Annotated in this window: 15 protein-coding genes and 1 riboswitch; of the genes, 6 read left to right on the forward strand and 9 right to left on the reverse strand. The window is 41.1% G+C overall.

Annotated elements, in window-relative coordinates; genetic code table 11:
• Positions 1–117: 117 nt before the first annotated feature.
• Positions 118–672: a GNAT family N-acetyltransferase gene (locus ACY8D0_RS02350; protein ID WP_462408881.1), complete on the reverse strand. Its 555-nt coding sequence runs from the start codon at positions 670–672 to the stop codon at positions 118–120.
• A 134-nt stretch (positions 673–806) separates the two neighbouring features.
• Positions 807–916, forward strand: a riboswitch (TPP riboswitch).
• Between the two features lie 79 nt (positions 917–995).
• Here ACY8D0_RS02350 and thiT point away from each other — a divergent pair.
• The 5 genes from thiT (at position 996) to ACY8D0_RS02375 (ending at position 4,743) form a co-directional block, all read left to right on the forward strand.
• On the forward strand, positions 996–1,583 hold the full coding sequence (thiT, locus tag ACY8D0_RS02355; protein ID WP_462408882.1) for an energy-coupled thiamine transporter ThiT: 588 nt from the start codon (positions 996–998) through the stop codon (positions 1,581–1,583).
• Positions 1,584–1,776: 193 nt separating this feature from the next.
• On the forward strand, positions 1,777–2,001 hold the full coding sequence (locus ACY8D0_RS02360; protein WP_462408883.1) for a FeoA family protein: 225 nt from the start codon (positions 1,777–1,779) through the stop codon (positions 1,999–2,001).
• Positions 2,001–4,004, forward strand: coding sequence for a ferrous iron transport protein B (feoB, locus tag ACY8D0_RS02365; protein WP_462408884.1), 2,004 nt, complete (start codon positions 2,001–2,003; stop codon positions 4,002–4,004). The genes ACY8D0_RS02360 and feoB overlap by 1 nt, the downstream gene beginning before the upstream one ends.
• A gap of 21 nt (positions 4,005–4,025) precedes the next feature.
• On the forward strand, positions 4,026–4,181 hold the full coding sequence (locus ACY8D0_RS02370) for a FeoB-associated Cys-rich membrane protein (protein WP_462408885.1): 156 nt from the start codon (positions 4,026–4,028) through the stop codon (positions 4,179–4,181).
• Between the two features lie 106 nt (positions 4,182–4,287).
• Positions 4,288–4,743, forward strand: a complete 456-nt coding sequence (locus ACY8D0_RS02375) for a helix-turn-helix transcriptional regulator (RefSeq protein WP_462408886.1) — start codon at positions 4,288–4,290, stop codon at positions 4,741–4,743.
• A 374-nt stretch (positions 4,744–5,117) separates the two neighbouring features.
• On the opposite strand, the gene ACY8D0_RS02380 is transcribed toward ACY8D0_RS02375, so the two are convergent.
• Positions 5,118–5,321, reverse strand: coding sequence for an alpha/beta-type small acid-soluble spore protein (locus ACY8D0_RS02380; protein WP_251554904.1), 204 nt, complete (start codon positions 5,319–5,321; stop codon positions 5,118–5,120).
• A gap of 394 nt (positions 5,322–5,715) precedes the next feature.
• On the opposite strand from ACY8D0_RS02380, the gene ACY8D0_RS02385 reads away from it, so the two are divergent.
• Positions 5,716–5,958 (forward strand): hypothetical protein, encoded by a 243-nt coding sequence (locus tag ACY8D0_RS02385; RefSeq protein WP_462408887.1) that lies wholly within the window; start codon positions 5,716–5,718, stop codon positions 5,956–5,958.
• Between the two features lie 55 nt (positions 5,959–6,013).
• On the opposite strand, the gene ACY8D0_RS02390 is transcribed toward ACY8D0_RS02385, so the two are convergent.
• From ACY8D0_RS02390 to ACY8D0_RS02420, 7 genes are all read right to left on the reverse strand, one after another.
• Positions 6,014–7,123, reverse strand: a complete 1,110-nt coding sequence (locus tag ACY8D0_RS02390) for an ABC transporter ATP-binding protein (protein ID WP_462408888.1) — start codon at positions 7,121–7,123, stop codon at positions 6,014–6,016.
• A gap of 158 nt (positions 7,124–7,281) precedes the next feature.
• A complete protein-coding gene (locus ACY8D0_RS02395) occupies positions 7,282–8,184 on the reverse strand; it encodes a PucR family transcriptional regulator (RefSeq protein ID WP_462408889.1) in 903 nt (300 codons plus the stop codon).
• Positions 8,185–8,258: 74 nt separating this feature from the next.
• Entirely contained in the window at positions 8,259–8,444 is a 186-nt protein-coding gene (locus ACY8D0_RS02400) for a hypothetical protein (protein ID WP_462408890.1), read from the reverse strand.
• Between the two features lie 92 nt (positions 8,445–8,536).
• Positions 8,537–9,580, reverse strand: a complete 1,044-nt coding sequence (locus ACY8D0_RS02405) for a YheC/YheD family endospore coat-associated protein (RefSeq protein WP_462408891.1) — start codon at positions 9,578–9,580, stop codon at positions 8,537–8,539.
• On the reverse strand, positions 9,577–10,941 hold the full coding sequence (locus tag ACY8D0_RS02410) for a YheC/YheD family endospore coat-associated protein (protein ID WP_462408892.1): 1,365 nt from the start codon (positions 10,939–10,941) through the stop codon (positions 9,577–9,579). The genes ACY8D0_RS02405 and ACY8D0_RS02410 overlap by 4 nt, the downstream gene beginning before the upstream one ends.
• On the reverse strand, positions 10,919–12,022 hold the full coding sequence (locus ACY8D0_RS02415; protein ID WP_462408893.1) for a YheC/YheD family endospore coat-associated protein: 1,104 nt from the start codon (positions 12,020–12,022) through the stop codon (positions 10,919–10,921). Before ACY8D0_RS02415 ends, ACY8D0_RS02410 begins: the two co-directional genes overlap by 23 nt.
• Positions 12,023–13,402 carry a YheC/YheD family endospore coat-associated protein gene (locus ACY8D0_RS02420; RefSeq protein WP_462408894.1) on the reverse strand — a complete coding sequence of 460 codons (1,380 nt, stop codon included), beginning with the start codon at positions 13,400–13,402 and terminating at the stop codon, positions 12,023–12,025.
• Between the last annotated feature and the right edge of the window lie 13 nt (positions 13,403–13,415).

A 13,415-nucleotide genomic window follows, 5' to 3' on the forward strand; every position in this document is an offset into this window, starting at 1 on the left:
TATGCGCTGGGAATAGGGGACGGACGTTTGCAAGATAAAGCTGCTTATCTGCAAGGTGGCATGCTTTTTCAAATCATAATTGAACACAAAAAAAAGAGCCCAGCAAGTATATAAAAATCAAACTGCTGGGGACTTATTCCATTCACGGGCTAGTTTACTGTAAATGATGATATCATGATAATAACCATTTAACAGTTCTCCGTCCCGTACAATACCCTCTTTTACAAAGCCTAATCGTTCAGGGATGGCTCTGCTTTTAAAATTGTTCACGCCGCACCGGATTTCAATCCGGTTTAATCCTAATCCAGTAAATGCGTAATGGAGCAAGGCAATTACCGACCTTGTCATGACTCCGTGTCTTTCTGCATTCTTGGCAAGATAGTATCCAATACTCGCGTTCCGATTGAACCAATCAACTTGTTGCAATCCAATTGAACCGGCCAATTCACCCCGGTAAAGGATTCCAAGATTACAGCCGCTGTTCTCGGCAAACTGATTGAGCCAGACAGGAATAATCGCCTCAAATTGAACAGGTGTTGTCATGCTGCCTACCCATGGAAGCCACTCCTGCAAATGTTCCCGGTTTTCCTCAACCAGCTTAAATAGCTGCAGGGCATGATGGCTTTGTAACAGTTGCAATTCAATTTCGTGATCTACCTTTAATGTAAACATAATCCATTCTCCACAGTTTTTTCTTACATCATATGCAAGGCATGGTATAGGGGAGAGCGGAATGAACGGTATAGAAAAAACTTTTTCTTGTAATTGCGTTTTTTTAGGGGTATAGTCATAGATGATTAATTGAATATTTCCACAAGGGGAGCTGCCTTTTGGTCGGCTGAGAGTGAACTTTTTTTGTTCTGACCCTTTGAACCTGTTAGTTAGCACTAGCGTAGGGATGTGGTTCTTTGCATAAGTTTATTAGCAATGCAGACAATCCTACGTCTGCATTGCTTTTTTTATTTTATCTTTATAAAACAATAGGGGGAGAAAGAATGGATAAGAGCAGGAGTAATACTCGTTTTATCACGGAGGTGGCTGTATTTTCCGCATTGGCTTATTTGTTGGATTTTGCGGCCAATATCCTCTCGCTAAAGATTTGGCCCCAAGGCGGGTCCGTATCGATTGCCATGGTACCTGTTTTCCTAATTGCTTATCGCTGGGGAATCAAAGGCGGTCTTTTGAGTGGGTTTTTATTGGGACTTTTACAGTTTATTTTAGGCTTTGCCCAAATCTATACCATCATCCAAGGAATTATTGATTATTTTATCGCCTTTACTGTGGTTGGTATGGCTGGGGTGTTTGCGGGCCAAATTCAAAATGCGCTGGGAAAAGGTGAGAAAGGCAAGTGGATGGTTTATTCCTTTGTCGGGGCCTTAATCGGAAGTGCGCTTCGGTATTTGTGCCATGTTGTTTCTGGTATCGTCTTCTTTGGCGAGTATGCGCCTGAAGGACAGCCTGTAACTGTTTATTCATTGCTATATAATGGAACATACATGCTGCCTAGCTTCATTATCAGTGCGATTATTGTTATCTTAGTTATTGGTGCCATGCCTAAAAAGGCTTTTTTACATCAGCGCTAAGAGGCGTAATCATGCTGGATGTGTGGAAAGGGAGAATATACTTATAGGTAACGATTAAAAAGAGAGCCGCAGGCTTTCTTTTTTTTTTCGGTAATTTGTCAAAAAATTAGTACCCTAAAGTCCAAAAATGATGGTAAAATGTCTATATAAGAAAGAGAATCATTCTCAATTAAAAATCAAAGGGTGATCATACATGTTTAGTTCATTAAAAGCAGGAGAAAAAGGAAAAATTGTGGATATTTCTCATGTAAGTCACCTTGTTCAAAGACGTTTGCTCGATCTCGGTATTACAGAAGGCTCCGAAGTATGTGTCAAATGTGTAATGCCATTCGGAGGTCCCATTATGATTGAATCATGCGGACAATGTGTTGGAATACGCCGCAAAGAAGCGGTTCAAATAGAAGTGGTGAAAGTATAATGGAAATTGCACTAATTGGTAACCCAAATACCGGCAAAACTTCATTGTTCAATAATCTTACAGGATCATATGAGTATGTTGGGAACTGGAGCGGTGTAACGGTTGAGAAAAAAGTAGGCGTTTTTAAAAATAATCTTGGTCAATTAATCGATTTGCCTGGGGTGTATACCTTAAATCCCTTATCAAAGGATGAAGGTGTGGTCACTTCCTTCTTTTTAAATGAATCGGTTGACCGGTTGTTAAATATACTGGATGCTTCCCAACTGGAACGAAATATGCACTTAACCTTGCAATTGCTTGAATTTAAAAAGCCGATGTTAATTGGCTTAAATATGATCGATGTTGCTGCCAAGCGTGGGATACACATTGATACACGCAAGCTCTCCGATTTACTTGGAGTACCAGTTGTGCCCGTTGTGGCACGCAGCGGTAAAGGCTGTGATAAACTTTTCGATGTGATTTCCACTAAATCTAACCAGCCCCGAAGCGGCCATCTTGTATCATACGGGAAAGAAGTAGAAACGGCTATAGCCAACATATCCCGTGAAATCGACGGCAAGACGGATCATTCTCATCGGTTTCTGGCAGTCCAATATTTAGAAGGTAATGAATATGTAAAGAATTATCTTCATAAAATCATTGACGCGGAAAAGCTGAAAAAAATAACCTTGGAATTGGAAGCAAGCCTGATAAAAAATCACGACAGTAAATCTTTGGCCAACTTTATCTATTCAAAGAGGAAAGAAGCAATTGAAACCTTAACTGGCGCTGTGGCTGTCAAAAAGGAAGCGGTTATTCCGTTAACTGATAAAATCGACAGCATCGTGACCAACAAATATTTAGGGATGCCGATTTTTCTGCTGTTTATGTATTTGATGTTCATGCTCACATTTGATTGGCTGGGGACGCCATTGTCTGATGCCTTGGATGCATTGCTGACAGGCCCCATAACCACTGGGGTTGAGAAGACTTTGGCCACGGTGGGGGCTTCCGGATTTATTCATGACTTGGTGATTCAAGGATTAGTGGCAGGGGTTGGCGGGGTTCTGGTGTTTGTCCCGCAAATTTTCATTCTGTTTTTTTTCATCTCCCTTTTGGAGGACTCAGGGTATATGGCCCGTGTTGCCTTAGTCATGGACCGGATCATGGAGTCTGTCGGGTTAAATGGAAAGGCCTTTATACCAATGATGATTGGTTTTGGCTGTAATGTTCCGGGAATCATGGCGGCAAGGACCATCGAAACTCCCCGTGAACGTCTGTTGACGATCTTGTTGACACCATTGATGTCCTGCTCGGCACGTCTACCTGTATATGCCTTATTCGTTGGAGCCTTTTTTGCTGAACAAAAGGCATTTGTGGTGTTAAGCATGTATGTTCTGGGTATTGTGGTTGCGCTGACTCTTGCAAAAATCTTTTCTTCCACCATGTTAAAATCAGAAACATCTTTATTTGTGATTGAACTTCCGCCGTACCGGCTCCCACAGTTCCAATCACTATGGAGAAGTACCTGGGATAAAGGAAAAGGATTTGTAAGGAAAGCCGGGACTTTTATTTTTGCAGGATCCGTTTTTATCTGGTTATTATCCTATGCGGGACCCGGCGGATTAAAAGTTGATATGGACCATAGTTTCCTTGCTGCCATCGGTGGTATCTTCGCTCCCATTTTAGAGCCGATAGGCTTTGGAACGTGGCAGGCCTCAGCATCGTTAATAACCGGATTTCTAGCTAAAGAATCCATTATTTCAACGATGAATATCATTTATTTTGCGCCAAACGATGCAAGTTTGCAGGGGCTTTTGTCCAATTTTTATACTCCACTTTCCGCCTATAGCTTTATGGTATTTATCTTATTGTATATTCCTTGTTTGGCAACCACGGCTACCATTTATAAAGAAACAGGTTCGAAAAAATGGACGGCATTTGCGCTTGGGTATGCATTGGTGATCGCCTATGTCTTATCTTTTATCATTTATCAAGGCGGTAAACTGTTTGGTCTTGTTTAACATGTAAGGGAGATGAAAAATATGATTTCCAGTATCATCATTGGAATTGCGATTTTTGGATATGCATCTTGGGCATTGGTCAAATTTATAAAAAAATCAAAACAAGGCAAATGTGCTGCTTGTGAGTTAAACAAATCATGTTCCAAGGAATGTTGTATTCCAGAACAGGTGAAATAAATAGTTCGAGAACTGCTGCTAATCCTGTCAGCAGTTTTTTATTTCTTTTAAATCGGGATTTCTTTGTGTAAAATTACACTAGAAGTTAGTGAAGGAAGGGCTGAATATGACCAGGGAGGATATTATTCAAATCATATCGGAAAAGCTCCGATTAATTCGGACCGAGGCAGGGTATACCCAGGAAAAAATGGCGGACATTGTTGGCATATCCAAAAAAACCCTTGTTCAAATTGAAAAGGGAAGGGTGCTCGCCAACTGGTCTGTAGTAGTGGCCATATGTGCTTTATTCAGGGAAACGGAAACGGTTCAATTTTTGTTCGGCAATGAGCCTCTTGAAGTATTGGAAACAGTGGCTAGAGAGGAAATTGATTACCGTAAAACCAAAACATTGGGAGGCCGGGTCTGGTGGAGAATTCTCTCAAGAAAAAATGGGTATGTATTACAGCAAAATGTTTTGAGTAAACATTTCAGAATTTTAGACGTAAAAAATTATCGAATTTTTAGCAGCTTTGATGAGAAGCAATCTAAACAGCGCTTTAAGGAATTATCTGCGATTGAATAAGTCTGACAGCTCAGTAGGATACGGCAGACTAACTTTTCTCCCCCTTTTTTACATTTCAAAAATTATTCACATTTTTGCCGTTTAAGTGTAACAAATATCACTCGAGAAACTTCTTTTTTGTGTTAATTTGAAAGTGATTTATCATTTTTTCAAAATGGGGTGGAGAAGAAATGTCGGACTATTCGGTTGTATTGGCAATTGGAAGTTTATTAATCCTTTCTTATTATATTGGTTATACCTTGATTAAGAATTAAGAATTAAGTAAAAGGCTGCGGACAAGTTTCCGCGGCTTTTTTTACATGTGGAAGCCCCTTCCAAATGGAAGGGGCTAAGCCATATTATTTTATTTTTCAATAAATGTTTTTACTTTAAAACTAGCGTTGGAATCCACCAAGTTGAGATTCAGCCATAGATACTAAGCGCTTAGTAATCTCTCCTCCGACAGATCCGTTAGCACGAGAAGTAGTGTCAGCACCAAGATTTACACCAAACTCTTGAGCGATTTCATACTTCATTTGGTCAAGTGCTTGTTGTGCTCCTTGTACTAAAAGTTGGTTAGAGTTGTTGTTGTTAGCCATAGTTAGTTAACACTCCTCTTATTATTTTTGGGGTTAGTATGGAATTGAACCATAATGGGTAAAACCATTGCCACCTTGACCTAACCCATACCAAATACTGTCATACTGTTTTAACTTATTGCCTTTTGGGGAGCGCCCAGTTAACCTGATAACTAAGCGCTGCCTTTTCTTCCTTGGCTGGATGTACCGGAATTGCACCGGTGGAACCCTTTTTGGCTGCATCCATCGTTGTGAATTAATTTCTGTTGTTGTTGTTGTTGCTGCTGTTAATCAATATTATGGCGATAATTCACCTGCTTATTCGAAAAAACAATTAGAAATTTATTCCATAACATAGGGGCACCTTTCATGACACAAACTATCCTTAAAGATAAAACTCAAAAGGGTGGAAAACATGTCAATATGCCCGGTCTGCAATGGTATGAGGGAAGTTTATGTATTGTGTCCTGACTGCGGACAACCTATGTTGGAGAGTGGCAGGGAAATGGATTATTACGATGATTATAGTGCCTATATGGAAATTGATTTAATGAAAATGGAGGATGGCTACCCGGAATCAAAAACCGGCCATAAATGTCCGCATCTGTTCCGCTGCCCTTCCTGTTTAAAGGATGAAACCATTTTTATCAATGAATAGAGGCCCCAAGTGTTGGGGCCTCCATGAATTTTCTACTATTAGGATAACGCGGTCATTACTCGCCTTGCGGACGAATTCTTGCTTCAGTTTCCGCATCGAAGAAGTGGGCTTTGTTTAAATCAAACGCTAATTCCAGTTTGTCATTAGGTTTGATGTCAGTACGGGAATCAATCCGTGCCACAAAGTCTTGCCCATCGATATTTGAATATACCATTAATTCAGCACCGGTTAACTCGGCAACCTCGACGTTAATATTTATCTTGGTACCGGCTGAAGCTTCGATAAATAGAGGCTCGTCATGGATATCTTCTGGACGGATGCCAAGAGTTATGTTTTTGCCAACATAGCCTTGTTCACGAAGATATTTCATCTTGCCCTCAGGAACTGTAACAGTGTTTTTTCCAATTACAAACTTGCCATCTTCGAGTTTGCCGCTGAAGAAGTTCATTGCTGGTGAACCGATAAATCCGCCAACGAAGACATTTTCAGGTTTTTCATATACTTCTTTAGGTGAACCAACCTGTTGGATAATACCATCCTTCATAACAACCAGACGTGTTGCCATTGTCATGGCCTCTGTTTGGTCATGGGTTACGTAGATGGTTGTAGTGTTTAACCGGCGGTGAAGCTTGGCGATTTCTGCACGCATCGCTACACGTAGTTTAGCATCTAGGTTAGATAATGGCTCGTCCATTAAGAATACCTTTGCATCACGGACGATGGCACGGCCTAATGCAACACGCTGGCGCTGGCCGCCAGATAGAGCTTTTGGCTTACGGGTTAAATAGGCTTCAAGGCCAAGAATTTTCGCAGCTTCTTGCACGCGGCGGTCAATTTCATCTTTAGGGAATTTCCTCAGTTTTAGACCAAAGGCCATGTTATCATAAACCGTCATGTGCGGATACAGGGCGTAGTTCTGGAATACCATCGCGATATCACGATCTTTTGGAGCTACATCGTTTACGCGTTTTCCGTCAATATAAAAATCCCCTTTGGAGATTTCCTCAAGTCCTGCAATCATACGTAAAGTGGTTGATTTTCCGCAACCGGAAGGACCAACGAATACGATGAATTCCTTATCTTGAATATGCAAGTTAAAGTCAGATACTGCTGTTACTTTGTTATCATAGATTTTATAGATATGATCTAATTTCAATTCTGCCATTTTTTTTGCCTCCCTGTTTGATTGTGTTGTTTGCTGTACTTTTAGTTTACAAGGAGGGGCAAAAAATCCATATAGACAGGTTGCACAAAAATGAAAGCGTTTCTATTGGGCATTTTGTAACCGGTTTATAAATACCTCAGATGGATTGGTGGCTGTAGTCAATTCCGTTTGTGTTCGAATAATAAACAGGCTAAGAAAACCGTAAAGGCACCATAAAAATCTTTCAAACCAATTCCGGTTTTTTCCGTAAATTTATCAATTCGGTACTGAAGGGTATTCCGGTGAATATACAATTTCTTAGCCGTTAAACTGGCATTTAAATTATTCTCAAGGAATACAAGAATGGTCGAATACATTTCAGGATCCTGGGAAAAAAGCTCATATACGTCCGGGTTCATGGCTTGAATAATCTCAACTGGCATATGATAAGCAAGGTAGACCGGAAAAATCCGCTCATAATTGAAAATGCCCGAGTGACTGATATTTGTCAGAGCAAAAGTGAAGAATTCCCGTTCTTGCTTAAACAAAGAAGGGAGTTGATCAGAAAACGGGTAGATTTTCCCAATGAAAAATGAAATTTTTACAAAAAAATCACTTTCTAGTGTTTCCAACATGGATATAAGTTCTTCTTCGGAAAGTGAAATTTGGCGTTTCTCCTTAATAATTAAGCCCCTGGTTAAACTATCCCAAATAATCATGACTTCTTCTGTGAAAAATCCTTTAAGAGCTGATTCCAATTCTTTATGGGCAACGTGATCATTAAACACCTGAAACTGGATAAACCGGTAGGATGTTTGTAAAGGCAGAACCGGAGCAGGGCCATTCAACCATAAAAATTTATGCCAATTGTCAGTTGCTGATGGAAATACGGGGCTGGATTCCAACTGTTGATAAAGGGTTTTCAAAAGTCTTAATTCTTTTTCGCCGATTTCTTGTTTTGGGATACAAATCGATTCATTATTTTGCACATCGCAAAAAACATAAACATTGTCGCAAGCTATATCTGATGTTTCTTTTAGCAAATAGGAGTCTTTATAGAGTGTTAATAAATCTCGCAGCATAATCATTTCCCCATTTTTTCTTTATTTTTCTATTATATCAGCTGAGGAAAATAAAAAAAGCTGAGAATTTTTCCTCAGCTTTTGGGCGGTTGTTCTTCTTTGAACTCATGTGACTCCTCAATATTTGCTGTGTCTTCGCGGGAATGGACCGCCCCGCCCGATAATCCTTCGTTCATCATCCGGTCAATATCCATAAACACTTTGTCCTTGCCTTCAAACTCTAGGTCATCCAGAGCCTGCCCGGATTTTTTCTCTTCCATAGCACCCATCCTTACTGCATTTTTTATTAAGTTTTCCGAATGAGTGTGATAGTATTCGGGATTATGGTTATTCAAAAACTAGAAGCATAGGCTCATGTTGCATCTTTTACGGCCAATTGGAGGAATAACTGACAGAGTCGATTGATTTTTTTTTCTTCTATTTCGAGTTCATCAAAGGTCATGGGTTTTGAGTTTACCTCGTAAATAAAATATTGGCCCGATTGACTGAGTCCAGCGTCAATTGTAAATTCGCCAAAAAACCCATACCGTTCCGTTAATGCGGCGCCAACGGCAGGCAGTATCGATTGAACAAATTGGTCATGTGTGTTTGATTGCAGCCGTTCATATGGGAGCAATCTTCCTCCAGCAGGAATATGGGTGGTGATGTCTTGTTTTTGCGACTGGCGAATGCCAATCCCCGTCAATTCGTAACCTGATTGTCCAGCGTGGGCAAGTATCCGAAAATCATAGCGATAACCTTGAAATTCGGCCGACTGGATGTCTTGCTGGGCAATATAATGTTTTTTTATTAGCAATTCGGACCAGTCATCCCAGAATGGCTCAAAGGAAGGATAGGTAAAGCTTTCATGTATGCCCTCAAGTTTAATTTGATGATCGGTACAGTATCCAAGACGGTAAATGCCTCTGCCTTTTGAGGATTTGGCCGGTTTTAGATAAATCTGTGAATGACGGTTAAGAAATAACCAAAGGTCTGTCTTGTCATTGACAAGTATCGTTGCCGGCAAATGTTTTTTTAAGATTGGATGGTTGCCCAATACTTGATAAAGTTCCAATTTGTCGATAAAACATGGATTAAAGAAAGGGATATTCCTTTCTTTTAAGCTGTCAAAAAACTGTTGGGATGCCTGGTCCTGTTCTGTTTTTCGAAAGGGAATCCGGTTATAGACAAGATTTGGGTATGGAAACTTCCCTTTTAACCACTTCCCTTTACTGAATGAATAACTGTAGCCGGTAATAGACTCCCTTTCCACGCCGTCTATGGCAAAAATGTAACTGGAACCATTGTGGGTAATTAGCTCTTTTTGCAAGGCGGTAAAAAGCTGGAGATTACCGGCAATGGCTCCTTTTGTATTTCGTGCGGTCATAATGCCGATGAGGGGACTGGCTGCATTCATTTATAGAGTTCCTCTGGATGCAATAAGGATTGCTCTGTTAAAAATATGGCAAATGCCAGAGATAATTTGTGTGTCTCATAATCAAACGGCTTTAGTTCGGGATGGCTAAAAATAGACCGTCCAGGTTTTGAATTAGCTTCAAACAGCCAAACTTCGCCATCGCGGTCGATTCCCAAATCAAACCCGATTTCGCCAATAATGCCCTCCATATTTTGTTCCAAAACTTTACTTAATTGCAATGCCGCTTTCGACAGCTTTTCCGTAAATATTTCGGATTCTTCTTGAGGAAATATTTCATTCAGAGTTTTGACTTCGCCGCCATTTCGTTTGTGGGTGGTGACACTGCCTTGACCGGCCACTTTTGCGGCAATCGCTGATACATGCCAATTCCCCAAATCGTCTTTATTTGTATGGACGCGGAAATCCACCGGCCGCTTGTTGATCCGGAGTAAATGAATCCCTTGCTGGACAATCATATTTTCCAGGGCTTGGTCAGGAAACACCCATTTAAACAATAGTTCAAGACTAGTAAACTTGCGCAAGCGGTTCGAACCATCTTGGTCTTGATACCGGCAGAAATAATCAGTCGAGTGTTTATCGTAAAGAATTTGATGCACACCTAAGCCGAGACTGCCGTTTTTAGGCTTAATATATACGTGTCCATACTTGGCCAGCATGGTTTCAATCGACGAGAAGGAGGTAAATGGATGGGTTTCTGGAAGATAGCCCACCACGAAGTCATCCTGCTGGAGGCGGTCATAGATATCGAGTTTATTAAAAAATCCGGGATTATACCATGGAATCAAGTATTCCTGTTGCAGTCGGTGCTTGGTTTTGATTAGTTTTGGGCTCCTTTCGATTCTACGGTTCGGAAGCCGGTCGTAAATCACATTTGGGAAGGGAACCTCCTGCCGGAACCAGGTATGCTGTTGATAAAAATATCCGTCAATGGTTCCTTGCTCCCAGTTAATGTCCTGATCACCAAACAGGAATGGAAGGGCACCAACCGTTTTGCTGACCGACAGCAATTTTTTAAAAAAATCTGTCCGTTCACCTAATGGTTGGAGTGGATCCTCTGTAATTCCTGCCGTGAAAATTCCCACAAGCGGTCCAATATACAGTGTTTCGTTTTCCAAGAAAGCATGCATGGCATGTCGTGCTTTTGGGAAAAGCAGGCCTTTTTGGATGTCCCGGTTATAGACAATTCGGTCGTTTTTATCCGGATGCGGGAGGAATTCTACTTCCATGGAGCATGAACCGAAAGCGATTCGTTTAAGCTGTTTACCCTGGCAAAGCCGGGGAGGGCAAAATACAATGGGCTGATCATTTTGTACAACCTCAATGTGATAACGTTCTCGCATAAATGCTCTTCCTTTCTGTTTGTTCCTTTTGGGAAAGGTACCTTCCATAAAGGAGAGGAGCCCGATAAAGGATTTCCGATAGCTCTGGGTGAGTTTGAAGCAAAACCTTCCTTCCTGGCTTAGAATTGATATCCAGTATCCATATCGATCCATTTTTGGCGATACCAATATCAACACCAATTTCAAATAAAGGCAGGAATTGACTTTCCAAAAGCTTGGGGAGCTCTGTTAGAATATAGTGCAGTTCTTGCTGTATATACTCTGATGTTGCTGGAGGAAGGGACGAAATCCATTCGGAAAACTGGGAAACCGATCCGCCGGCACTTAAATTTGATAAAATTCCTCCTGGCTGGCCGGTCCGAAGTCCCCGGCCAAGTTCGCGCCATTTTCCCTGCCCATTTTTTTGCAACAGTACCCGCACATCAAAGGGCTGCAGGTTTTGGTCATACAATTCATAATAAGGTTGCATCAAGTAGGGATATTTCGTTACCAAGGAATCAAGCCATTTTAGAAATTTGGCCTCATTGGGAAAAATTCTCGAAATTAATTTTTGTTGCTTTTCAGTTTTTACTTGGATGGTTTTGTGGCTTTTCTTTAAAAAGTAAATGCCATGCCCCTGTGATCCGTTTATAGGCTTAAGAATGATTTTATTCTGGTTTTCAAGTTCTTTTAAAACAGCCCTTGAATCCTCTAAGGACTGGCTCGGGGGCAAATAGGGAGATAAATTAGTAGTTTTTAGTGAATGATATAGTTCCAGTTTATTTGGCAGTCCGTAGCCCAAGAAGGTAACATCCTTCCGGTCTTTTAGCCAGGATACGATTGTCAAGCACTGCTTGGAGTGTTCGTCATCCCCGTAAAAGCAGCGGTCATATAAAATAGCCGGGACAGGAAATTCCGAATCCATCCAACTGTTTGCTTCGGGAACATACATTTTGCCCTTAACCTGCTGAGTATGCGGATTAATTTGAGACGGAATAAACCGGCAACATTCCATCCCATACGATTGGGCAAGTGACGCTATTTCATCAATATAGGGGGCTTCGCTTTCTAAGTCTAAACTCATAATTCCAAATAGTATCATTCAGTCAAACTCCTTATCTGTCATAAAGTCGAAAGCAAGTGTGGTGCAAATGGCGGTAATCGCTTTTGCTGAAGGTCTGATTTTTCCCTTATGATCTTCAAATGATTTCGAAGGCTTGGAATTCACCTCAATCAGCCATGGTTTGCCGCTTGCGTCAACCCCAATGTCGATTCCAAGTTCCCCCACGAGTCCTTGGCTGGTGTTCCCGATGTTCTCGGCGGTTTTGCAAGCCAATTCTTTAATCCAACCGAGTGACTGTATCGATTTCTTCCGGTCCATGCAAGCCATTAAGGCGGCCAATGGCTTCATGACGCTTCCCCCTCTGGCCAAATTGGAAACAAAATCATTTCTTGCAGCCACCCTTGCAATCATTGAGGTGGCTTTCCAACTGTGATCAGGTTTTTTATGGCATAAGACCCGAAAATCAATCGGGCAGTCCTGGTAAGCAAGAAAGGAGATCCCTTGTTGAACAATAAAGATTCGATTCTGCACTAATGGTTTGATATGTTGGTACAGCTCTGACGGGGAGAGGTTGATTTCAAAAAATTCGGCAGGCTTTTTGGCGGAGGAAATTAGTGTGAACGTATTCTGACCCGTTTTCGTAAGTTTCATAATGTTTCTGCCCTGACTCCCGTGGACTGGTTTAATAAAGACAGTTTCATATTTTTGAATCATTTCAATCAAGGATTCCTTGGACAAAATATTTGTTTCCGGCAAATATGGAGATAAATGAATCGCGCTGTTTAATTCCAGATACACTTCCCATTTCGAGAGAAACCGGTCATTAAAGATGGGAATCCCCCATTGCCCAAGGACATTACGAAATTGCTTAAAAGAATTGGAGTGTTCCAATTTACGGGAATGTATTCTGTTGTAAACAACATCAGGAAGGGGGAGAGTGGCCGCATTCCATTTCCCGTTTTCAAAATAATAGCCTTGGGATGGAAATTGATCATGGGAAAAAACGTAAAAAAGGCCGCCCATCTCACGGATCCATTGATCCAGTTCTTCGCAAAACGCATGTATCGAGCGAAAATCCGGTTCTATTTTTCCTCCTAATTTAAAATCCGTCAAAAGTCCAATAACAGGACCAAGATGGATTGTATTCTGGTTTGGCACAAATTTTCCCGACAATCGGCAGTTTTGAACAGGCAGCCCAAACGCTTTCATCATTTTTTTCGGCATCACCAGTTCCTTTGCTGCGGAATCAATGGCATGAAATTCCGTAATAATTTCTTTCCGCCCCAGGATAATTTTTACTTGCCGGTCGAGTTTGATGTTTAATTCCTCCAAAAGAAGACGGGATATTTGAACGAACCCATCCATTGGGCTCAAGGAATCTTCTTCTTTTATCATAAAAGAGGTTAATGAAAGGGCCATAACCACTCCTCAT

Source organism: Neobacillus camarae, assembly GCF_054950115.1.

What these genes read in the sequence shown, in the direction of transcription:
- ACY8D0_RS02350 (WP_462408881.1), bottom strand. Translation starts at nt 672, where the DNA reads ATGTTTACATTAAAGGTAGATCACGAAATTGAATTGCAACTGTTACAA.
- thiT (WP_462408882.1), top strand. Translation starts at nt 996, where the DNA reads ATGGATAAGAGCAGGAGTAATACTCGTTTTATCACGGAGGTGGCTGTA.
- ACY8D0_RS02360 (WP_462408883.1), top strand. Translation starts at nt 1,777, where the DNA reads ATGTTTAGTTCATTAAAAGCAGGAGAAAAAGGAAAAATTGTGGATATT.
- feoB (WP_462408884.1), top strand. Translation starts at nt 2,001, where the DNA reads ATGGAAATTGCACTAATTGGTAACCCAAATACCGGCAAAACTTCATTG.
- ACY8D0_RS02370 (WP_462408885.1), top strand. Translation starts at nt 4,026, where the DNA reads ATGATTTCCAGTATCATCATTGGAATTGCGATTTTTGGATATGCATCT.
- ACY8D0_RS02375 (WP_462408886.1), top strand. Translation starts at nt 4,288, where the DNA reads ATGACCAGGGAGGATATTATTCAAATCATATCGGAAAAGCTCCGATTA.
- ACY8D0_RS02380 (WP_251554904.1), bottom strand. Translation starts at nt 5,321, where the DNA reads ATGGCTAACAACAACAACTCTAACCAACTTTTAGTACAAGGAGCACAA.
- ACY8D0_RS02385 (WP_462408887.1), top strand. Translation starts at nt 5,716, where the DNA reads ATGTCAATATGCCCGGTCTGCAATGGTATGAGGGAAGTTTATGTATTG.
- ACY8D0_RS02390 (WP_462408888.1), bottom strand. Translation starts at nt 7,123, where the DNA reads ATGGCAGAATTGAAATTAGATCATATCTATAAAATCTATGATAACAAA.
- ACY8D0_RS02395 (WP_462408889.1), bottom strand. Translation starts at nt 8,184, where the DNA reads ATGCTGCGAGATTTATTAACACTCTATAAAGACTCCTATTTGCTAAAA.
- ACY8D0_RS02400 (WP_462408890.1), bottom strand. Translation starts at nt 8,444, where the DNA reads ATGGAAGAGAAAAAATCCGGGCAGGCTCTGGATGACCTAGAGTTTGAA.
- ACY8D0_RS02405 (WP_462408891.1), bottom strand. Translation starts at nt 9,580, where the DNA reads ATGAATGCAGCCAGTCCCCTCATCGGCATTATGACCGCACGAAATACA.
- ACY8D0_RS02410 (WP_462408892.1), bottom strand. Translation starts at nt 10,941, where the DNA reads ATGCGAGAACGTTATCACATTGAGGTTGTACAAAATGATCAGCCCATT.
- ACY8D0_RS02415 (WP_462408893.1), bottom strand. Translation starts at nt 12,022, where the DNA reads ATGATACTATTTGGAATTATGAGTTTAGACTTAGAAAGCGAAGCCCCC.
- ACY8D0_RS02420 (WP_462408894.1), bottom strand. Translation starts at nt 13,402, where the DNA reads ATGGCCCTTTCATTAACCTCTTTTATGATAAAAGAAGAAGATTCCTTG.